The organism is Corallococcus sp. AB045 (assembly GCF_003668895.1).
Classification (GTDB): domain Bacteria; phylum Myxococcota; class Myxococcia; order Myxococcales; family Myxococcaceae; genus Corallococcus; species Corallococcus coralloides.
The window spans coordinates 1-21,482 of sequence record NZ_RAWN01000055.1 but is presented as its reverse complement, the minus strand read 5'-3'; the positions used below and the strand labels follow the sequence as shown (position 1 = coordinate 21,482).

At 68.7% G+C, this 21,482-nt stretch carries 17 protein-coding genes; 13 read left to right on the top strand and 4 right to left on the bottom strand.

Features of this window, described 5'->3' with window-relative positions:
• The first annotated feature begins 70 nt into the window (after positions 1 to 70).
• Positions 71 to 1,300, top strand: coding sequence for an AAA family ATPase (locus D7Y21_RS15730; protein WP_121714116.1), 1,230 nt, complete (start codon positions 71 to 73; stop codon positions 1,298 to 1,300).
• Between the two features lie 15 nt (positions 1,301 to 1,315).
• On the opposite strand, the gene D7Y21_RS15725 is transcribed toward D7Y21_RS15730, so the two are convergent.
• From D7Y21_RS15725 to D7Y21_RS15715, 3 genes are all read right to left on the bottom strand, one after another.
• Entirely contained in the window at positions 1,316 to 2,062 is a 747-nt protein-coding gene (locus D7Y21_RS15725) for a hypothetical protein (RefSeq protein WP_121714114.1), read from the bottom strand.
• A complete protein-coding gene (locus D7Y21_RS15720; RefSeq protein WP_147469293.1) occupies positions 2,059 to 3,798 on the bottom strand; it encodes a PilZ domain-containing protein in 1,740 nt (579 codons plus the stop codon). Before D7Y21_RS15720 ends, D7Y21_RS15725 begins: the two co-directional genes overlap by 4 nt.
• A 149-nt stretch (positions 3,799 to 3,947) precedes the next feature.
• Positions 3,948 to 4,664 (bottom strand): hypothetical protein, encoded by a 717-nt coding sequence (locus D7Y21_RS15715; protein WP_121714111.1) that lies wholly within the window; start codon positions 4,662 to 4,664, stop codon positions 3,948 to 3,950.
• A gap of 396 nt (positions 4,665 to 5,060) precedes the next feature.
• Between D7Y21_RS15715 and D7Y21_RS15710 the strand changes: the two genes are divergently transcribed.
• The 11 genes from D7Y21_RS15710 to D7Y21_RS15660 all read left to right on the top strand — a co-directional run bounded on the left by D7Y21_RS15710 (position 5,061) and on the right by D7Y21_RS15660 (position 17,927).
• Positions 5,061 to 5,603 (top strand): hypothetical protein, encoded by a 543-nt coding sequence (locus tag D7Y21_RS15710; protein WP_121714109.1) that lies wholly within the window; start codon positions 5,061 to 5,063, stop codon positions 5,601 to 5,603.
• Positions 5,604 to 5,813: 210 nt separating this feature from the next.
• The gene (locus D7Y21_RS15705) at positions 5,814 to 6,254 is read left to right on the top strand and encodes a hypothetical protein (protein WP_120564755.1); all 441 of its coding nucleotides are present in this window, start codon (positions 5,814 to 5,816) and stop codon (positions 6,252 to 6,254) included.
• Between the two features lie 180 nt (positions 6,255 to 6,434).
• A complete protein-coding gene (locus tag D7Y21_RS15700; RefSeq protein ID WP_121714141.1) occupies positions 6,435 to 7,919 on the top strand; it encodes a CoA-acylating methylmalonate-semialdehyde dehydrogenase in 1,485 nt (494 codons plus the stop codon).
• A 66-nt stretch (positions 7,920 to 7,985) separates the two neighbouring features.
• Complete coding sequence (locus D7Y21_RS15695; protein ID WP_120564756.1) at positions 7,986 to 9,239, top strand: GTP cyclohydrolase II; 1,254 nt, start codon at positions 7,986 to 7,988, stop codon at positions 9,237 to 9,239.
• The gene (locus tag D7Y21_RS15690; protein ID WP_121714107.1) at positions 9,232 to 10,440 is read left to right on the top strand and encodes a URC4/urg3 family protein; all 1,209 of its coding nucleotides are present in this window, start codon (positions 9,232 to 9,234) and stop codon (positions 10,438 to 10,440) included. The genes D7Y21_RS15695 and D7Y21_RS15690 overlap by 8 nt, the downstream gene beginning before the upstream one ends.
• Positions 10,441 to 10,464: 24 nt before the next feature.
• Positions 10,465 to 11,109 (top strand): uracil phosphoribosyltransferase, encoded by a 645-nt coding sequence (gene upp, locus D7Y21_RS15685; protein ID WP_120564758.1) that lies wholly within the window; start codon positions 10,465 to 10,467, stop codon positions 11,107 to 11,109.
• 55 nt (positions 11,110 to 11,164) lie between these two features.
• Positions 11,165 to 11,938: a trypsin-like serine protease gene (locus tag D7Y21_RS15680; protein WP_158627294.1), complete on the top strand. Its 774-nt coding sequence runs from the start codon at positions 11,165 to 11,167 to the stop codon at positions 11,936 to 11,938.
• Between the two features lie 107 nt (positions 11,939 to 12,045).
• Entirely contained in the window at positions 12,046 to 13,449 is a 1,404-nt protein-coding gene (locus D7Y21_RS15675; protein ID WP_121714103.1) for a hypothetical protein, read from the top strand.
• A gap of 63 nt (positions 13,450 to 13,512) precedes the next feature.
• Entirely contained in the window at positions 13,513 to 14,271 is a 759-nt protein-coding gene (locus D7Y21_RS15670) for a class I SAM-dependent methyltransferase (RefSeq protein WP_121714101.1), read from the top strand.
• Positions 14,271 to 15,545 carry a CapA family protein gene (locus D7Y21_RS15665; RefSeq protein ID WP_121714099.1) on the top strand — a complete coding sequence of 425 codons (1,275 nt, stop codon included), beginning with the start codon at positions 14,271 to 14,273 and terminating at the stop codon, positions 15,543 to 15,545. The genes D7Y21_RS15670 and D7Y21_RS15665 overlap by 1 nt, the downstream gene beginning before the upstream one ends.
• 78 nt (positions 15,546 to 15,623) lie before the next feature.
• Complete coding sequence (locus tag D7Y21_RS15660; protein ID WP_121714098.1) at positions 15,624 to 17,927, top strand: membrane dipeptidase; 2,304 nt, start codon at positions 15,624 to 15,626, stop codon at positions 17,925 to 17,927.
• A 7-nt stretch (positions 17,928 to 17,934) separates the two neighbouring features.
• Here the strand turns inward: D7Y21_RS15660 and D7Y21_RS15655 are convergent, their stop codons facing one another.
• Positions 17,935 to 19,221, bottom strand: a complete 1,287-nt coding sequence (locus D7Y21_RS15655) for a chloride channel protein (protein WP_121714096.1) — start codon at positions 19,219 to 19,221, stop codon at positions 17,935 to 17,937.
• A 227-nt stretch (positions 19,222 to 19,448) separates the two neighbouring features.
• Between D7Y21_RS15655 and D7Y21_RS15650 the strand changes: the two genes are divergently transcribed.
• Complete coding sequence (locus tag D7Y21_RS15650; RefSeq protein ID WP_120564765.1) at positions 19,449 to 20,534, top strand: SGNH/GDSL hydrolase family protein; 1,086 nt, start codon at positions 19,449 to 19,451, stop codon at positions 20,532 to 20,534.
• Positions 20,535 to 21,482: the final 948 nt, after the last annotated feature.

Genomic DNA, 21,482 nt, shown 5'->3' with positions numbered 1-21,482 from the left:
GTCGTGGCGTGCGCCCTGCCCCGGAAGGGGCGCCGGTCGGTACGCCGACCCCCACCCCGGTGTTCCCACCATGATGATTCCCATTCCCGAGCAGTCGCTCGTGCTGCTCCTGGGCCCCTCCGGTTCCGGCAAGTCCACCCTCGCGAACGCGCACTTCCTCCCCGAGGACGTGCTGCCCGGCACGGGCAACGAAACGAAGCTCCACGACGAGGTGGCGCGAAGGCTCGCGAAGGGCACGCTCACCGTCATCGACGGCGTCCCCCTCAGCGCCGAGTCACGCCGTCACTACGTGACCCTGGCACGCGAGCACCACGTGGCCCTGGTCGCGGTGGCCATGGACACGCCGGAAGCGCTCTGTCTGGAGCGCAACCGCACGCGCTCCGGGTCGCACACCAGTCCCCGGGCCCTGCGCAATCAGTTGCAGCAGCTCCAGAACGCGCTGAAGGGGCTGACGAAGGAAGGCATCCGGCACGTGCACGTGCTCACGCCGGAGACGGTGGGCGCGGTGGCCTTCGAGCACCGCCCGCTGCCGAGCCACCGCCAGGACGAGCACGGCCCCTTCGACATCATCGGAGACATCCACGGCTGCTTCACCGAACTGAAGGCCCTGCTGACGGAGCTGGGCTACACGGTCGCGCCGCGAGCGGACGGAGCCCCCGGCTTCGACGTGGGCACGCCCGCCGGGCGCAAGGTGGTGTTCCTGGGCGACCTGGTGGACCGGGGGCCCGGCGTGGTGGAAGTGCTGCGGCTGGTGATGGGGATGGTGGAGGCGGGCACGGCGCTGTGCGCGCCGGGCAATCACGAAATCAAGTTGCTCAAGAAGCTGCGTGGCAAGGACGTGCGCGTGGCGCGCGGGCTCGCGATGACGCTGGAGCAGTTGGAACGTGAGCCGCCCGGATTCTCCCAGGTGGTCGCCGACTTCATCGAAGCCCGTTCGCCGCACTACGTCCTGGACGACGGCCACCTCGTGGTGGCGCACGCGGGCCTGAAGGAGTCCATGCACGGCCGGGACACCCCGGAGGTGCGCGACTTCGCCCTCTACGGAGAGACCACCGGCGAGGCGGACGCCTACGGCCTGCCGGTGCGAGCCGACTGGGCCCGGGACTACCGGGGACCGGCGACGGTCGTGTACGGCCACACCCCCGTGCCTGAAGCCGAATGGGTGAACAACACCCTCTGCGTGGACACGGGCTGTGTGTTCGGAGGGAAGCTGACCGCGCTGCGCTATCCGGAGCGTGAGCTCATCTCCGTGCCCGCGCAACGCGAGTACTGGAAGTCACGGAGCCACGCGGCTCCGTGACCCTCCGGGAAGACGTCAGGCCGCCGCGGCGGTGACGCCGCCCACGCTCCGGCGCGCCGCCTCCATGCAGTCACCCAGGAAGCGCAGGTAGCAGTCCAGACCGCGCGAGCCGAACGACGCCAGCCGCCGGCCTTCCTCGGGATGGGTGCTCAGCATCCCCTCCATCATCCGCTCGTTGAGCGCGGTGTGGCCCACGTCCACCTCCGCGTGCTCGCGCAGGAAGGTGAGCGTGTCCAGCGTCCCCTGTCCCAGCACCTCGCGCACGCGCGCCAGGATGCGCGGCACCAGCACCACCGCCAGGTAGCCCACCTCGTACTCGATGGCGGCCTGACCCAGCGGCAGGTCGCCGGTGATGGCCTCGTCGTGCACCTGCCGGTACTCGCGCATGGCGGCCGTAGGCGCCTGGGCAACCAGCGCATCCGCGTCCAGCTTCCGCGCGTGGCTCGCGTTCCACTGCGCCGTCAGCACGCGCGCGTCCTGGAGGGTCATCAGGTGGTGGCCGGCCTCGTGCTTCGCGTGGGTGATGAGCTGCCGGCCCACCTTCTCCTGGCCCAGCGCGATGCAGCGCTCACCGGCGCCGCGGATCCATCCGTCCACGGGCTCGGTCATGTACGCGCCCCGGGCGGACCACTCGATGAGGAAGCGCGCCATCAGGTCCGGCGTGATGTCCGGCGACAGGAGCGTGCGCACGACGGGCTCCGTCTCCAGGCGGGCGCGGGTTTCCATGGCGTGCGGCAGGTACTGCGTCTGGACGAGGCTCATGACAGCTCCTTCTGGGGGTGGGAGAGCGGACGGGGCGCCGTCTGCTCATGGATGTGCTCCAGGAACTCGGGAGCGAGGTCGGCGGGGATGAGCCACAGGTAGGGCTTCGCGTCGGGCGCGGTGTCATGCAGGCCCGCGGCCTCCACGTCGCCAGCCTCTTCAGCCAGGAAGGTGAAGCCGTCGCGGCCCCGTTGGGCGAACCAGCGGCGAGCCCCATCCATCAGCGCCGGATAGGCCTGCCGGGCACGCGGCGACAGCGCGAACACCCGCACGGAGTCCAGCAGCCCGAAGGGATTGGTGCCGGGAGACCCCGACTCCAGGACGGCCACCGCCACCGGCTTCGCGCCCTCGCGAGCGACCAGCAGATGCCGCTCGCGCTCCAGGCCCACCGCCTGCCAGGCCCGCGTCACGTCCCGCAGGTCCAGCGTCTCCAGGCGCAGGTCCAACGCCTCGGCGTAGCAGGCAGGGCGGGTGAGGGCGATCCGCTCCACGAGCAGCCTCCGCTCCGCCTCCGTCGCGGGCCCCAGCTCCAGCCCCGTCGACGGCGGGGCAGGGGAATGGCCACACTCGACGTCAATCATTCGCATCGGCAGCATCAGCGTCCGCCCCGTCGCCGCCATGCGCTCGGCGAAGCCGACGTGCGAGCGGTACGTGAAGGGCACGGTCGATTCGATGTACGCCGCGAACCACCGGAACCCGCTGTCCCGCTGCGCGTGCTCCACACAATGCACGTACAGCTCACGCAGCATCTGCCCCTTGAGGCGCTCGAACCGCGTGGCGTCCTGACGCCGCGCCAGCTGGTGCACCATCCACACGGAGCGGTAGGGCTTCATCGCGGAGAGGGTCGCCTCCAAGCCACGCTCGGAAGGCCACACCACCTCGGTGAGGACCGAGCCCATCGAACCGGCCTGGCGGCCCAGCTCGATGAAGCTCCGCCGTCGCGACTCGAAGTCCTCCACGGACCTGCCCGCCAGGTTGAAGTAGCCGGAGTCGATGAACAGCCGCCACTGCTCCTCCACCCGCGCGCCATCGGTGCAAGTCGTCGGATGAAGGGCCCGCGCCACCAGCGCCTGCCAGCGCTCCGAGTCCTCGGCGGTCAGCGGCGTCACCAGGAGCCCGCACTGGAGCTCCCCATCGGTGCGGTCCGACACATGGCGCACCTCTCCGCGCAGCGACAGGACCTCACCCGCCGCCGTGCGCAGCTCGATGGGCTGGAGCACCCGGCCCGGCGAAAGGCGTTCCCCGGTCCCCAGCCGCAGCGCCATCCCATGCAGGGACACATCCACCGCGTCGCGCTCCCGGCCCAGCCACCCTGGCAGCGGCAGGCGCACGCTCAGGTCCGGAGGCGCGGGAGCACGCCGATGCGCCCGGCGGCGCACCTGGATCAACTGACGAGGCAGCGGCGTCACCCACGTCCCCGGCTCCGCCGGCTCACCGGACAGGAGCATCCGGTAGACGCAGCCATGGCCAAACACCTCCACCTCCCACGCGTCCGCGCCCGGATCCACCGTCAGCCCGGACCAGTGGAGGACTCCGCCTTCCAGCTCCAGCGTCTCCAGCCGCAGCGGCGACGCCATGTCTCCCCGTCGCAGCAGGGCGGACGAGCCCATCGCGGCGGCGGTGGCGAGGATGATGCGGATGCGCTCGGAGTCGGTGACGTCCCACCGGATCCCCCATTCCAGGACCGGTGCCTCGGACAACGGACGCAGCTGTGCGCGAGCGAAAGGCGCTCCCACGGTGGACTCTCCAGATGAATGACGTCGGGGGGCGCGCGAATCCTCCGGGGCTCCCGTGGATCCGCGCTTGAACGGGATACGCAACCGGACCTTGGGTCTGGTCGTTCAATCCCGCCGGAAGCCCTCCTCATCCGAAGGTCACGGGTGGGTCACTTCGATGGAGCCGGCCCCGGCGCGCTCCCGGCGGTCGTCGGCGTGCCGCCCGTGAGACGGAAGATCCGGTGGGGAGAAAGGATGAACTTCCGCTCCGGGCCTTGCGTCTTCAGGGTCCACGCCGCACGCCGGGGAGGGGTGTTCAGCAGCCGCGCCAGCACGGCCCGCGCGGGCTCCCGGGTCACGGCTTCCAGGGTGACCCGGCTCTCCAACGGAAGCCCGGCCGTGCTCCCCAGCTCGACCTGCGTCCCGCTCTGCTTCGAGACCTCCGCGCAGAGGAGCCGGAGGAGCTCTCCCAGGGAGCGCTCCTGGCGGGGCAGGGTGAGGGGCGTCTCCAGTGGAGAGCCCTGCTCGGGCGTGACGTGCCAGAGTCCTCCCGCCTGCACCAACCGGAAACGCGGGGCCTCCTTCCCGGCCTGCTGCGCGAGCAGCCGCGTGAGGACCTCCTCCTGGAGTTTGGCATCCGTCCGGGTGGCGTCCGTGACGGCATAGGTCAGGGTGATGGAGCCCTTCGGCGCGGGCCTGTCGGGCGGCTCCTCATAGGTGATGCCCCACCCCTCGCGGGTCTCCAGCTGCTTCACCGCGGCGGCGAGCGGCTGGGGCACGTCCTGGACGGTGAGCTGGACCTCCTCGCTCCAGGCAGTCCTTCCAGCAATGCAGACAGACAGCAGCATGGCGGCGCGAATCCCAGACTTCATCATGGACAGGGGCATGGCCTGACTCCTTTTGGGTGAAAGCTTAGCAATCGCTATGCCGTCTGGAACCCACTGGGATTCCTCGAGGATGGGGTGCCTCCCCTCCTGGGACCGCGACAGTTTGTCATGGTGCGCCCCAGAAGCCTGTCAGATGTGCCCCGAGGCGCCGGGCCGGCTCCCGGAATGCCTTTCCAGCCTCAATCGAAAATCCATACGCAGATGGTAAATTCAGGAAAGATCTTGAAAAGCTTTGAGCCCATTTGGTAGGAGTTGGGAATCACTGGCAAGTGGGAGGGATTGCCAGTGAAGCGGTTGCTGACCGTCGTTGCCTCGATGTGCATGCTGCTGGGTTCCACGACTGTCCTCGCGGAGGGGCCGGCGTCCGGGAGTGGGACGTCGTCGCGGAAGGAGGGGATGGCGGCGCGTGCCCAGGCGCTGCTCGCTCGCATCCAGGCGGAGGGGCTCGTCTCCGTGACCCTGAGGGCCCAGGACCCCGTGGACGTAGGGTTGTTGCGGCTGGTGTCCCAGTTCGATGGGACGCTTCCGGGCACGGCGGAGGCCCGGGCGCTGCTCGCGCTCCGTCCCGTGACGGCCCGTCCGCTGTCCATCCTGGCTGGAGGGACGCCGTCCTCGTCCGGGGCGCTGCTGGAGGACATCTATACGGTGACGGTGCGCAACCTCACCTCGGCGGACTGGTTCGACATCGTCGTCTTCTACAAGCGGGTCGGCCTGTCGGGCGTCGTCTACCTGGAGGCCTTCGATGTGCAGCCGAACGCCGCGCCGGTCTTCCAGATGGGGGTCTGCTCCCAGATGGAGAGCTACGTGGTGGGCTTCTTCATCGGGGATGACCTGGTGGCGCAGATCCCCTCCTCGGGCAACATGACGCCGACGCTGGCGAGCATCTACAACCCGTCGGACATCGAGCCCTGCGCGGACTCGTGGTCCATCGCGGACTGAGGCCGCGGGCCCTGGATGGGTGATGGGCGGCGGCACGCGCTACACAGGTGCCGCCGCGCTTCCCGGGCAAAGGGAGTGCGTCCACCGGACACTCCCCCCTCACGCCAAGGCACTGAAGCCAAGAAACCTCCTGGGTTTCATGTGACAGAAGAGTGCCCCCACGGTGGGAAACGTGCGGATGCCCCGGGTCGGGCTTACCTTGCGGGACCCATGTCCCTCCGCAAGGACTTCATCGAGCGCGCCATCGAGCAGTTCGTCGCCGCCATCGCCAGCATCCTCAAGGCCCGGAAGGAGAAGCGGTACGGGGACGCACGCGCCCTCATCCGCGACACCTCCCTCACCGTGCTGGGCATGGAGTACGGCGCGCTCGTCCTCGCGGACGCCGAGTCCACCTCTCGCCTGCTCGGCACCGCCTCGCGCGTGCGGATGCTCGCGAAGCTGGTGCGAGAGGACGGCGAGCTGATGCGCGAGCAGGGCGACCCCCTCACCGCGGACTCGCGCTTCCTGCTGTCGCTGGAGCTGTACCTGGAGGCCATCTCGCTCGGCCTCAACCCGGACACCGAGGACGCCACCGCCATCGCGGAGCTGCGCACCCTCACGGATCTCTCCGCGCTGTCGGAGCGGCACCAGCGGATGCTCTCCCAGGCCTGACGAAGCGCGGCGCGCACGTTCGCGCACCCGCGCATCGGTCGGGTTTACGACACAGCAACCTGGGGAGATCCATCGCTTCCGATCAGGCGCGGACACGGTGACGCTCCCCGCCTTGCCCTGGCTTCCGGGGTTGCGTCTATCCTTGCCGCCCATTTGTCACGCAACACCGGGGGGGTGCGCGTGTCCTTTGTTCGGTTACCCGAGAGCGTGGTCTCTTGTCGCAACCTCGTGGGCGGAGAGTGGGTCTCTCCGTCCGGAGCGTCCGCGCAGGAGGTCCGCAGTCCATATACAGGCGCGCTCATCGGCCGAGTGCCGCTGACGACCGCCTCCGGTGTGGCCCAGGCCGTGGAGGCCGCGAAGGTCGCCGCGCAAGGCTGGCGCGTCACCCCGCTGCGGGAGCGCACCCAATTCCTGCAACGCTTCCGCACGCTGCTGGAGACGCACCTGGAAAGGCTCGCGCACCTGGCCGCGAGCGAATCCGGCAAGACGGTGGCGGAGGGCCGCGCGGGTCTGCTCAAGGGGATGGAGGTCTGTGATTTCGCCCTGTCGCTCCAGAACCTGGATGGCGGAGCGCACCTGGAGGTGAGCCGGGGCGTCACCTGCGAATACCGCCGCGAGCCCCTGGGCGTCGTCGCCGGCATCACGCCGTTCAACTTCCCCGCGATGGTGCCCCTGTGGCTGTTCCCCATCGCCGTCACGGTGGGCAACGCCTTCATCCTCAAGCCATCGGAGAAGGTGCCGCTCACCGCGACCGCCATGGGCGAGCTGATGGTGGAGGCCGGCTATCCGCCGGGAGTCTTCTCCGTGGTGCACGGCGCGAAGCCCGCGGTGGACGCGCTGCTGGAGCACCCGGACGTGAAGGCGCTGGCCTTCGTGGGCTCGTCCCCGGTCGCGAGGCACGTCTATGTAGAGGGCAGCCGCCACGGCAAGCGCGTGCTGGCGCTGGGCGGCGCGAAGAACCACCTCATCGTCGTGCCGGACGCGGATCCAGAGCTCACGCCGCAGGCGGTGGTGGACTCGTTCACCGGCTGCGCGGGCCAGCGCTGCATGGCGGCCAGCGTGATGCTCGCGGTGGGAGACGTGCAGCCGCTGGTGGACGACATCCTCCGGCGGGCATCCCGTCTGGAGGTCGGCCCGGGCATGGGGGCGCTCATCGACCGGGGCGCGGTGGACCGGCTGGAGACGGCCATCGCCAGGGCCCAGGCGGACGGGGCGCGAGTGCTGTTGGACGGGCGAGGCAAGCGGCCCGCGGGTGAGGCCTACGCGAACGGCCACTGGCTGGGGCCCACGGTGCTGGACGGCGTACGTCCGGAGATGGAGGCCGCGCGGCGCGAGCTGTTTGGCCCGGTGCTCTCCATCGTGCGGGTTCCCACGCTGTCGGCGGCGCTCGCGGTGGAGAACGCGTCGCCCTATGGCAACGCGGCGTCCATCTTCACCACCAACGGCGCGGTGGCCCAGTCGGTGGTGGAGGGCGCCAGGGCTGGCATGGTGGGCGTGAACGTGGGCGTGCCGGTGCCGCGCGAGCCCTTCTCCTTCGGCGGCACGGGCGAGTCGAAGTTCGGCCACGGGGACATCACCGGACCGTCGAGCCTCGACTTCTGGAGCCAGCTCAAGAAGGTGACGCGCAAGTGGTCCACGCGCACCGACGGCTCCTGGATGAGTTGACGCCGCTGCTTCGCCCATTCCCAGACATCTGTCTTTTCCCACGCGCCCCGCGAGGAGGGTGCACCCATGGCTGACAAGAAGCCGGTCAATCACATCCGTCTCACGTCCCATCCTGATGGCCAGGCACCCGGAGTCCCCCTGCGCTGGGGCGAGTCGGAGCCGCTGCGCCGGGGCCCGGTGGTGGCCACGCTCTCCGACCCCGCGAACCGCAACGTCATCGGCACGCACTCGGGCGCGTACTCCATCTATCGCGCGCTGGCGGTGTCCGCGGGCAAGCTGCCGCAGGACCACAAGGCGGACCTGACCAACACCTCGCCGGCGGCGCAGGTGGGTCCGCATCCGGCGTGGAGCGACCCCAAGCGCATCGTGTCGCTGGACCCGTGGGGCGCGGTGGCGTCGCAGGTGTTCCGCGCCTACGCCGAGCAGGGTGTGGACTACCGGCCCACCATCGCCGTCACCCGGGCCCACATCAACATGCCGGAGGTGCGTGAGGCCATGGCCGCCGGGCGCCTGAAGGTGGACGGCGACCTCGTCGCTGCCAACGGTGACGTGAAGGTCGTGAAGGCCGCGGTGGAGCCCGTCTGGTACCTGCCCGGCATCGCCGAACGCTTCGGCCTCACGGAGGGCGCGCTGCGCCGAGGCCTCTTCGAGCACACCGGTGGCATGTACCCGGAGCTCATCACCCGCCCGGACCTGCACGTCTTCCTGCCGCCCATCGGCGGTCTGTCGCTGTATGTGTTTGGAAACATCAACTCGCTCGCGGACCGGGACGTGCCGCTGGCGGCGCGGGTGCATGACGAGTGCAACGGCTCGGACGTCTTCGGCAGCGACATCTGCACCTGCCGGCCCTACCTGGTGCACGGCATCGAGGAGTGCGTGCGGACGGCGCAGCAGGGCGGGGTGGGGCTCATCGTCTACCACCGCAAGGAGGGCCGTGCGCTGGGTGAGGTGACCAAGTTCCTGGTCTACAACGCACGCAAGCGCCAGGAGGGCGGAGACTCCGCGGCCACGTACTTCCACCGCACGGAGTGCGTGGCGGGCGTGCAGGACATGCGCTTCCAGGAGCTGATGCCGGACGTGCTGCACTGGCTGGGCATCACGCGCATCCACCGCTTCATCTCCATGAGCGACATGAAGCACGACGCCATCGTGCGCTCGGGCATCGAGATTCTGGAGCGGGTGCCCATCCCGGACGGGCTCATCCCGGCCGACGCGAAGGTGGAGATGGAGGCGAAGAAGGCCGCGGGCTACTTCACGCGCGGGCCGGTGGCGGACGCGGGGGAGCTGGCGCAGGTGAAGGGACGGGACCTCGATGCTTGACGCGATCCGGGTGCAGGAGGTGTCCCCCACGGTGGCGTGGCTGCGCAGCCCGGCGGCCATCCGCGAGCGCTGTCACCAGGTGTTGGACCTGGGGCTCGCCGGCCGGCTGGAGTACTTCCGGGTGGAGCCGTCCCGTCTGCCCACGGTGGTGGACCGGGTGCTGGCGGTGACGCATGAGGCGTACCCCCGCCTGGACATCCCGGTGCACAGCCGCTGGAGGCACTTCGACGCGGGAGGAGTGCCCAGGCTCGCGCAGCTGGAGGCGAGGCTGGCCCCGCTGCCGCCGGAGGAGCGAGCGAGGGCGAAGGTGGACCTGGGCGTGGTGAGCGTGCTGCTGGACGCGGGCAGCGGGCCCGCGTGGCGCTACCAGGAGCCCGGAGGCGCGTCCTACGTGCGCTCGGAGGGACTGGCGGTGGCGTCGCTGCGCATGTTCATGGCGGGCGGCTTCTCCTCGGATCCGGACCGGCCGCTGCGAGCGGACGCGGAGGCGCTGGGCCGCATGACGCGCGAGCATTTGGAGCGCGGCTTCCAGGTGACGGAATCCAATCCGCTCCTGGGCGTGGAGGGGCGGCTGCACCTCATGCAGGCGCTGTCGCGCGTGCTGCCCAGGCCGGGGACGCTGTTCGACATGCTGGCCGCGCACCGCCGCAGCGTGCGAGCGGCGGAGGTGCTGGGCACGGTGCTGGAGGTGCTGGGCCCCATCTGGCCGGGTCGCACGACGGTGGACGGAGTGAACCTGGGAGACGTCTGGCCGCATCCAGCGCTCGGGCCACCCGGGAGCGCGGACGCGCTGGTGCCCTTCCACAAGTTGTCCCAGTGGTTGGCGTACTCGCTGGTGGAGCCGCTGGCGGAAGCGGGCGTGACGGTGACGGAGCTGGACGCGCTCACCGGCCTGCCGGAGTACCGCAACGGAGGCCTCTTCGTGGACCTGGGAGTGCTGGTGCCGCAGGACCCCCGCATGACGACGGAGGTCTACGGACCGGGGGACCCGCCCATCGTGGAGTGGCGGGCGCTGACGGTGGCGCTCTTGGACCGGGTTGCAGCGCTGGTGCGAGGGCGTCTGGAGTTGAGCGCGGAGGAGCTGCCGCTGGCGAAGGTGCTCCAGGGCGGCACGTGGACGGCGGGCCGCCGGGTGGCGGCGGAGCTGCGCCCCGGAGGCGTGCCGCCCATCCGCATCCGCAGTGACGGCACGGTGTTCTGAAACCCAAATCCAAGAGGAGGACGCATGGACTTCCCGAACTGCACGGTGGTGGATCACCCGCTGGTGAAGCACAAGCTGACGGTGATGCGCAGGACGGACACGAGCACGGCGTCCTTCCGGGCGCTGCTGGAGGAGATCTCCCTCCTGCTCGGGTACGAGGCGCTGCGAGACCTGAAGCTGCGCGAGGAAGAGATTGAAACGCCCATGGCGCGCACCACGGGCTGGGCGCTGGACGGCAAGAAGCTGGTGCTGGTGCCCATCCTGAGAGCGGGGCAGGGCATCCTGGACGGCCTGTTGCAACTCGTCCCCTCCGCGCGAGTGGGCCACATCGGCCTGTACCGCGACCCGGAGTCCCTGAGCGCGGTGGAGTACTACTACCGCGTGCCCGCGAACCTGGAGGACCGCGACGTCATCGTCTGTGACCCGATGCTTGCGACAGGCAACTCCGCGGTGGCGGCGCTCCAGCGAGTGAAGCGAAGCCGCCCGGGCTCATTGCGCTTCGTGTGTCTGCTCGCGTGTCCGGAGGGCCTGACGAACCTGCGCGAGCACCACCCCGACGTGCGAGTCTTCACCGCCGCCATCGACGAGAAGCTGGACTCGCACGGCTACATCCTGCCCGGCCTGGGCGACGCGGGAGACCGCCTCTTCGGCACGAAGTCAGTGGACTGACTAGTCGCGATTTGCTGGATTGACGGTGAGGCATGAATCCTTCATGTCTCACCGCATGAAGACATCTCGTTTCGCGTCCGCGTTGATGGCATTGGGGTTCCTCGCCTGTGGTGGAGCGCCGGATGAGGTAGCTGTCCCCGGCGTCCAGACCCAGGAGATCATCGGCGGAGGCCTCGCGGCCCGGTACGAGCTGCCCCATCAGGTGCGCCTCCATGTAACGGGCGCGTTCACCTGTGGCGGCACGCTCATCCGGGCCGGTTGGGTGGTGACGGCCGCCCACTGCGTCGAGGGCGTCACCCCCGCGTCCATGCGCATCTACGCGGGAGACCTGCGGCTGGGCGCGGTGGAGGCGGACGAGCAGTACCGAGCGGTGTCGCGCAAGGTGATGCACCCGTCCTACGACGGGTGGGCCCACGACGTCGCGCTCCTCCAACTCGCCCAGCCCTTCAACCTGTCACAGGCGGTTCAGACGCTGACGCTGCCGGATGCGCCCGCGCCCATGGGAGTGCCGTACGTCGCGAGCGGCTGGGGGCGCACGCCGACAGCGCCCACCTCCGATGCGCTCAAGCGCGTGAGCCTGAGCATCACCTCCACGGCCACCTGCCGCGACATGGTGGGAAGCGACTACGTCAACGGCGCGGTGCTGTGCACGGCGCCGAGCGCCACCGCGAACGTCTGCACCCGGGACGATGGCGGACCCCTGGCCTTCAACGGGAAGTTGTATGGGATTGTGAGCGCGTTCGGCTCCAACCAGTGCAACACGTTCTCCATGTTCACCAACGTGGCCACGTACACGCCGTGGCTCCGCTCCGTCATCAACGGGACGTGATGCACCGAGCCACGGCGGTTTCACGCCTTGGCTCTTGAGAACCGGGAAAGACGGATTTAAACGTTGAGCGGTCTAAACGTTTTTGTCCATTTCCCGGGAGTCCAGGCATGCGCGCGTCGTGGCGGTCCACCCTGATGGCGGTGATGTTGGGCGCGGTCTTCGCGGAAGGAGTGGAGGCAGCGGAGCCCGGCGCGCAGCACTGGACGGAGAACCTTTCCGCCGGAACGGGCACGTCGGAGCTCGTGGGCACACGAGACGGGCTGCTCTACGAACCCAACGCCGTGATGCGCCGTCCCGAAGGCCTGAGCCGGCTCACAGGCCTCTTCGAGTTCCCGGCGCGCAAGCTCGAGCAGCCCGTGGACACCTTCCGTCCCCGGGTCCAGGCGACGGTGGGCCTGGGACAGAGCGTCGAAGTGGACGTGCGCGTGAGAACCTCCGGAGGAGCCTGGAGCGAATGGCGCACCGCCACGGGAGACGAAACCGTGCGCCTGCCCCGTTCGGGCACGGAGGTGCAGGTGCGCCTCGCGCTCATCGCGGACGAGCGAGGCCGCGGTCCGGTGGTCCAGGAGGTGGGCCTGGAGGGCTGGCGCGAAGGAGGCACGGAGGAGGGGCTCCAGACGCTCGCGCCGCTGACCTACCGCGTCTACGCCACCCGTGAGGGTCTGGTGGGAGGCACGACGGCGAACGGCCACGTCATCAAGACGAACGACCGCTTCGTGGCGCTGCCATCGCGGCGAGGCCTCGCGTCGAACGGAGGCTCCGAGTACCAGGTGCGCGTCTGTTATTCGAAGACGGCGAAGTGCGCGACGACGTCCGTCTGGGACGTGGGCCCGTGGAACACGAAGGACGACTACTGGAACCCGTCCAGCGTGCGCGAGATGTGGAAGACGCTGCCGCAGGGCAAGCCGGAGGCGCAGGCGGCATACCAGGACAACTTCAACGGTGGGTTGGACCAGTTCGGTCGCCGGCCGGCGAACCCCGCGGGCATCGACCTCGCGGACGGGACGTTCTGGTTGGACCTGGGCATGTCGAACAATGACTGGGTGGACGTGACGTACCTGTGGACGTCCGGCGGTGGTTCATCGACGGGGCTGGTCATCGACAGCAACAACGCGAACAACGACCAGTCCAAGGGCTACATCCAGCTCACGGGCACCAGCTGGGCGTCCTCCACGAACGTGGCGGGCTACTACGGCACCAGCTACCTGGTGTCTCCGGGAGCGGCGGTGTCGGAGCCGGCGACGTTCTGGTTCTACCTGTCCGCGGCGGGAACGAAGACGGTGGACGCGTGGTGGACGGCGGCGAGCGACCGCTCCACGGCGGCGCCCTTCATCGTCACGAACGCCTCCGGCACGCAGCTGGCGAACGTGAAGGTGAACCAGACGGTCAACGGCGCAAGGTGGAACACGCTCGGCACGTGGAGCTTCCCGGCGGGGTGGAACAAGGTCCAGCTGAGCCGTTGGGTGACGGCGGGGACCTACGTGGTCGCGGACGCCATCCAGGTCCGTTAGGCCTCATGGACGCACGGGTTGTCCGGGCGATAGAACGGTGCCCCATCTCCGAGGAAGTCATCCATGGCGTCGTTGCGCACCGTGCTCCCGCCTCCCGTGGAGGAGCCCCAGCTCTACACCGACCTTGCCGGCTGGTGGCCGTTGTTCTCGCCACCAGAGGAGTACGGCGAGGAGGCGGAGGACCTGCTCCCCATGTTGCATCTGGAGGAGGGCCCGGCGAGCACGATGCTGGAATTGGGCTCGGGCGGAGGAAGCCTGGCCTTCCACCTGAAGAAGCACTTCACGCTGACGCTGACGGACCGCTCGGCGGAGATGGTGGCGGTGAGCCGCAAGGTGAACCCGGAGTGCGAGCACCGCGTAGGGGACATGCGCACGCTGCGGTTGGGGCGCACGTTCGACCGGGTGATGGTGCACGACGCCATCATGTACGCGGTGGAGCGCGAGGACGCGCGAGCCACGGTCCACACGGCGGCGGCGCACTGCCGTCCGGGAGGCCGGGTCGTGCTGTTGCCGGACTGCGTGCGTGAGACCTTCGAGCCCCTCACCGAGTCCGGAGGCCACGACGGGCCGGACGGGAGAGGAATGCGCTACCTCATGTGGACCTGGGATCCGGATCCGGAGGACGAGACGTTCGAGACCGCGTTCGCCTATCTGCTGCGCGAAGCGGACGGAACGGTGAGCATGTCGCAGGAGCGTCACCGCTTCGGACTCTTCCGGCGAGACGACTGGCTCGAATGGATGCAAGAGGCCGGCTGTCCCGCGACGACGCGCAGGGACCCCTGGAACCGGGAAGTCTTCATCGGAGTGCGGGAGCAGGACTGATGCGAGGGTGGGGGGCCCTGCTGCTGTTCATCCCGCTGTGGGGGATGGCCGCGCCCGCGCGAGTGGAGCTCGTCTTTGGCGGAGACGTGATTCCGCACGGCGAGGTGAAGTCGGTGGCGAAGGCCCACGCGCGCAGTGGAAACCACGAAGGCTGGGACCACGTCTTCGGGCCGATGTCGGACGTGCTGCGCACGGCGGACGTAGGCGTGGTGAACCTGGAGACGCCGGTCACGGACGAGCGAAAGGCCTTCACACAGGAGCTGGTCTTCAACGCGCCTCCAGCGATGGTGCAGGCGTTGGTGAACGCCGGAGTGAAAGTGGTGTCCACGGGCAACAACCACGCAAGGGATCAGCGCGTGGAAGGCCTGGTGGAGACGCTGCGAAACCTGGACGCGGCGGGACTGCGCCACACGGGCACGGGGCTCACGAGAGACGCGGCCTGGGAGCCGGTGTTCATGGAGGTGCGAGGCATCAAGCTGGGCTTCCTCTCCTTCTCGAGGAGCCTGAACGGCTTCAGCAACCCGAAGGAAGCGGACGCGCCGCACGTAGCGCTCTTGCCCTACCCGGAGCACGCCTCGAGAAGGGGGCTGAAGCCGGAGGAAGCGCTGGAGCGGGTGCGAGCAGCGGCAGCGAAGTGTGACGCGCTCTTCGTGATGGGGCACTGGGGGCGCGAGTACGCGGACACGCCGCATCCGTTGGACAGGGCCTTGGGGCAGGCCTTCCTGGAAGCAGGAGCCTTCGCGGTCATCGGCCACCATCCGCACGTGCTCCAGCCGTTGGAGGCATACACAACGAAGTCCGGGCGCCGGGGTTTCATCGCCTACTCATTGGGCAACCTGGTGGCGAACCAGGCGCGCTTCTACCGGCACGTGAAGGGACAACTGGGCAAGGACGGAGACAAGCGGGACACCCTGCTCCTGCGAGTCGGAGTGACCAGGGCAGAGCCCGGAGCCCCGGTGTCCCTGGCGGATGTCTCAGTGTTGCCGGTCTGGATTGAAAACAACGCCCAGGGCCGCAAGGCGAAATCGAAGCGGAACATCCAGCCGGTGCTCATCGACCGCGAGATTGAAGAAGTATCGCGAAGGTTGACGGCACTCACCCAGCGCACCGTGACGCCCGACAAGGCGACCCGAGCCGAGAAGGCCGCCCTGGAGCAGCGCCTGACCAACGCCCGTTACCGTCGCGAACGCATCCTGAGGATGTTGCCCACGGAGTTCCAGGTGGCCACCCCGGAGCTGAGGCGAAGAGAGCTGACGGCTCAGACCGCGCACTGAACACACTCTGGGACACCGCGTCTTGCACGCGGTGTCCGGGCTGAAGCATGTGAACGCTCCCCTCATCCCGGAGCGTTCGTGTCCCATCCCCTCCCATGGTTCCGCTGGAGTCCCCTGGCTCTGACGCTGGCGGCCTCCCTCTCTTGTGCCCCCACCGAGGACCTGGAGCCCCCGCCACAACCCACCACCCAGAAGCAGGGCGTGGACGTGCCGGGCTTCGCCGAGCTGCACCACCACATGTTCGCCGAGGAGGCCTTCGGAGGCGGCTGGTTCCACGGCGGCGTCAACGGCGCGCTCGACACCTGTGACGGAGGCTGGCCCGAGAGCGACCACGCCCGCGTCCGCATGGACCTGAGTGGCCTGCTCAACCTATGTCCCAACTCCGGAGGCGTGGACCTGAGCGGAGTCCCCATCCTGTCCCAGCTCTTCGGAGTCGCGGGAGCGGTGGGCTCGGAGTTCATCGGGAAGATTGAAGGAACAGAAGGGGACACCGGCCTGCACATGGGCCGCCGTCAGCCCGGCACGGAGTGGCCCCGCTGGGACACCATCGCCCACCAGCAGTCCTGGGGTGGGTGGCTCAAGCAGGCGCACCAGGGAGGCATGTCGCTGGTGGTGGTGTCCGCAGTGAGCAACGGCTTCCTCTGCGAAGCGCTGCCCCCGCAGAACCGCAAGCGCGCCTGCGACGAGATGATGGACGTGGAGGTCCAGCTCCAGATGGCCCGCGCCTTCGACGCGGCCAACGACTGGGTGGAGATCGCCCTGTCGCCCGCGGACGCGAGGCGGATCATCTCGCAAGGCAAGCTCGCCATGGTCCTCTCCATTGAGACCAGCAAGCTCTTCGGCGCGAAGGACTGGCGCGCGGAGCTGAACCGCTTCCACGCGCTGGGCGTGCGCACGCTCCAGCCCGTGCACCAGCTGGACAACCGCTTCGGAGGAGCGGCCCCGCACAACGCCATCTTCCAGGCCGCGCAGTTCCTGGAGAACTGCCACATCGACACCGACTGCGGAATCACCGCCTCCGGCTTCACGCTGGGCTTCGACGTGGACGCCCAGTGCCGCAACGTGAAGGGCCTCACCGCGGACGGACAGCAGCTCCTCCAGGCGATGATGGACAAGGGCATGCTCATCGACCTGGCGCACCTGTCGGAGAAGAGCGTGCGTGACGCGTACGCCGTCTCCCAGGCGAACCGCTACTACCCGCTCTTCATCAGCCACGGCCACTTCCGCGAGGTGATGAACGGCAAGCTCGCCCAGCACGAGAAGACCACGCCCGCCTGGGTGGTGCAGATGCTCCGCCGCACGGGAGGCATGTTCGGCCTGCGCACCGCGCACGACGAGACGCGCACGTACACGCCCGCGAACATCGCCAACGACTGCCAGGGCTCCAGCCGCTCCTTCGCGCAGGCCTACGAGTACGGCCGCCAGGGCCTCAAGGTCCCCATGGCCTTCGGCGCGGACTTCAACGGCTTCATCCAGCAGACGCGGCCCCGCTTTGGCCCCAACGGCGCATGCTCCGCGGGCTTCCAGGCGGAGGCGGACGCCCAGGCCCACCAGCAGGAACTGGAGGCACCGGGCAGGCTGGGTACGCCGTTCGACGAGCAGGGCCTGGCCCACGTGGGCCTCCTGCCGGACCTGCTCCGGGACGTGCGCAACCTGGGCGCGGACACCACGCCGCTGGACCGCTCGGCGGAGCTGTTCATCCGCATGTGGGAGCGCACCGCGAGCACCGCGCGCAACGGCAGCATGGCGGACCCCGCGCTGGACATCGACACGGGAGGCATCGCGCAGTGGGTGCCGCCGGACGAGCGCGAGAAGGCGTACCCCACCGTCTGCGGCAAGGCCTACGCACCGGACTCCAAGACGCTGGGCCAGGGTTGCCGCTTCGACGACGAGTGCCAGAGCGAGCAGTGCACCTCCGTGCTCTGCGCCACCTTCGACGGCCGCTGCGTCTGCAATGACGACGGCGACTGCGGCATGTCCCGCTACTGCCAGAACGACATCCCGGGCAACCCCGGCGACAACGACTGCGTGGACCGCAAGACGGACGGCACGTCGTGCAGCCGCGACGGCCAGTGTCTCTCTCGAGCCTGCGGAGGCTGCTTCAACGCGGTGGGCTGGTGCTACACGCCGCGCTCCAAGGCCTACGGGCAGACCTGCAAGTCCGACCGCGAGTGCACCACCGACCGCTGCAGCGCGGACTGCTACCTGAACCCCACGGGAAGCTGCCTCTGCGACAGCGACTCGCACTGCGGAGCGAACCAGTTCTGCGGCTGGGGGCTCAACTCCGGCAAGTGCGTGAACAAGCGAGGCCGGGGCGCGGCCTGCTCCAGCGATCGCGAGTGCGCCTCCGGCACGTGTCGCTGGTCGTTCACCTGCAAGTAGCGCCCACTCAGCGAGGCGCCTCGGATTCCTTCCGGGGCGCCTCGTGCAGGTCGCGCAACGCGACAACACGGTCCAGCAGAGGCCCGCCCAGCTTCTTCCGGGCGATGCGCTGCGACGGATAGATGCCCCGGTGGCCGGTGAGCAGGTACGCCACCGTGGCGACGATGGCCACGTGAGGCAGCACGGAGGCGCCCACCAGCTCCACCGCCATCAGGGACAGCGCGAGCGGCGTATTGGCCGCCGCCGCGAACAGCGCCGCCATGCCCACCGCCGCGCCCAGGTCCACCGGCAGTCCCAACAGCCGAGCGAGGACGTTGCCCAGCGCCGCGCCAATGAAGAACAGCGGCGTCACCTCACCGCCCAGGAACCCCGCGCCCAGCGTCACCACCGTGAACACGAGCTTCCAGGCGAACGCGCCCCAAGGCAGCGACACATCCTCGAACGCGCGAAGGATGCCGGGCACGCCCAGGCCCAGGTAGTCGCTGGTGCCCGCGAGCTTCCAAAGCCCCACCACCCCCAGGCCGCCCAGGGCCATGCGCACGGGAAGCCACGGCACACGGCGCTCCAGGACCCGCTTCAGTCCATGCGTGCCCTCGATGAAGGCCACCGCCACGCCCGCGATGCCCACCGCGAACACCAGCCACTTGCCCAGCACGGGCAACGTCAGCGCCAGCGCCTGAGGCACCGGGTACGCGGTGTGATGGATGCCCAGCCCGCGAGTCACGATGTCGCCCACGACAGCAGCCGTGAGCGCGGGCAGGAGCGCCTCGTAGCCCAGCCGGCCCACGCACACGACCTCCAGGCCGAACACCGTGCCCGCCAGCGGCGTGCCGAACACCGAACCGAAGCCGCCCGCGATGCCCGCCGCCAGCAGCTCGCTCCGGGTGTCAGGAGTCACACGGAAGCGCCAGGCAATCTGGTCCGCCAGGCTCGCGCCCATCTGCACCGCGGTCCCCTCGCGTCCCGCGCTCCCGCCGAACAGGTGTGTGAGCACCGTGCCCAGCAGCACCATGGGCGCCATGCGAAGGGGAATCACCGCGTCGCCCGCGTGCACCGTGTCCAGCACCAGATTGTTGCCGCCCCGGATGGACGCGCCCCACCGGCCGTACACCGCACCCAGGACGAGTCCCGCCACGGGCAGCGCGTACACCAGCCACTCATGCGCCAGCCGGAACTCCGTGGCCTCTTCCAGCAGCGCCAGGAACACCGCGGACGCCACGCCACACACGCCCCCCACGATGGCGCCCAACAGCAGCCACTGGCCCAGCGCTCGAGCACTCCCGGAGAGGTTCATGGCTGGACTCTAGCCGTGAAACAATGCGTCAACCGGAAGCGCTGCGTCAGCAATGGGGACACAACGGCTCCATTCTGACGCACCGTGGCGGAATTCGTGTTCAACATGGAATACATATTGCGGGGTTAATTCAGGTCTGAGGAGTGATTCCAGAGTCAAACCCGTGTACCGTGCGCGGCCTCTCCCCATTGCCGGGGCGGGAACCCCCTACCTCTTCAGGAGCCGGTATGTCCGTTCGTCGCAGCGGGCTGTCCCTCGCCGCCGTCCTCGCCGCCACCACCCTCAGTGGCACCGCGATGGCCAGCACCATCAACCAGAACACGTCGTGGACCATCAACCGCTCGGCGTCGCAGACGTACCGGGTGGTGGCCTACGGCGACTCCATCTTCGCCGGCTACAACGGCGGAATCACCAGCGTGGGGCGTCGTGCGGCCCCGGTGGTGGAAGGTGAGTACGCGGCGAAGAAGTGGGGCACCAACGTGGAGGTCATCCGCCGCACGAAGTCCGGCGCGAAGGCGGACGACATCTACAACAACAAGATCGTCTCCGAGCGCTCCTACATGCAGGACTCCCGGACGCGCGTCGTGATGTTCGAGATGTGCGGCAACGACTACCTGCAGGCCCGCAGCGCGTTCTCCGACCAGACCGGCACCTGTAACTACAGCGGCCTGCAGAACGCGCTGACGGCGTGCACCACGTACATGGAGCGTGGCATGCAGGCCATCAACCAGTACGCGACCACCGCCAAGGTGAAGGTCATCTCCAACATCTATTACCCCGGCTATGACGCGGACAACGTGCTGACGTCCTGCACGGACGCGACGACGGGCCAGAAGGTGAACAAGCAGCAGTACTTCCTGCCGCTGCTGGCGCGCAGCAACTGGCGCGCCTGCAACCTGGCGGCGAAGTACGGCTTCAAGTGCGCGGACGCCTTCGCGGAGATGATGGCCTCCGACTACGACCGCAACGGCGACGGTCAGATTGACTCCGCGGCCATCGCGTACCGCGCCGGCGAGACCGAGGACGCCTACGTCCAGCGCATCAGCGTCACCCTGCGCAGCACGCTGCGCGACGCGAACGGCCACCTGGCGAACAGCAGCACCAGCTACGACTACATCCAGTCGGACAACACGCACCCGACGTACACGGGCTCCACCATCAGCGTGAACATCTTCTCCGGCTCCGGCTCCGGCTCCGGGGCGCCGTCCTACACGGACGCCCAGGTCGTCGACGGCAAGAACCCGGACTGGAACAAGTTCGGCCACGAGCGCATGGGCTGGAGCATCTCCACGTTCGACCCCGCGACGCCGTGACGTAAATCGGCATCCGTAGGGAGAAAGGGCCTCCGACCTGTCACCGGGTCGGGGGCCTTGTCGTGTCCGGACCGAGGGAGTGGCCTGCAGCCCGGTCAGCGTCCAGGCGTCCAGGCCTCCTTTCGTCGGAGCGCCAATGACCAGGTCCGCTCAAACGAGGGTTTGACGTCATCGGCCTGAAGCGTTAGAGAGTGCACCCCCCGCGACGAACCGCTGGCCCCCGGGCCTCGGAAATCAGCGCGGGGGGGAAGAAAAGGATCGACGAAGGTTGTTGATCCCGAACGCGGCGAAGAGGTAGAAGCCGCGCCCCTCACCTCGAAGCCCGCGCACTGGCGCGGAAGGCACTTCGGGGAGAGAGCAGCACCGACAAGAAAATAGGGCAGTCAACAAGCGGGTTGACAGCGAGCGCGGCGAAGAGATAGAAGCCGCGCCCCACCGAAGAAGCAGCGGTCCGGAAGGCAACACGACGGACGCAAAGCGGTGAAGAAAGCTGACAGCAAGCGGTTGACAGGGAACGCGGCGCTGAAGTAGAAGCCGCTCCCCTTCGAAAAGAAACGGCGGAAGTCACTGGACGGCGCCGACGAACTTCGAAGCAGCCCGCAGGACGCAAAAGCGAAGTTGACGCTGACTGCGAACTGAAATAGAAGCTGCAACCCCGCCGGGCGAAACAAGCCGGCAAGCAACAAAGTCGCAACAAGCGGCTCGGTCTTTGAAAACCAAATAGCAAGCCCAAGTAGTAATGGATTGCGGAAACCCGCAGTCAATTTTTTGAGGGCGCTTCACCTCAAGAGCAGCGCTGAAAAGCGCAGCGAGAGGGAAGTGCCGACGAATCAGCGAGCCGAGACTCCTTAGCCGGGTCTCGGGGAACGCCGGTTCAAGCAAACCAAGAATACAATTGGAGAGTTTGATCCTGGCTCAGAACGAACGCTGGCGGCGTGCCTAACACAT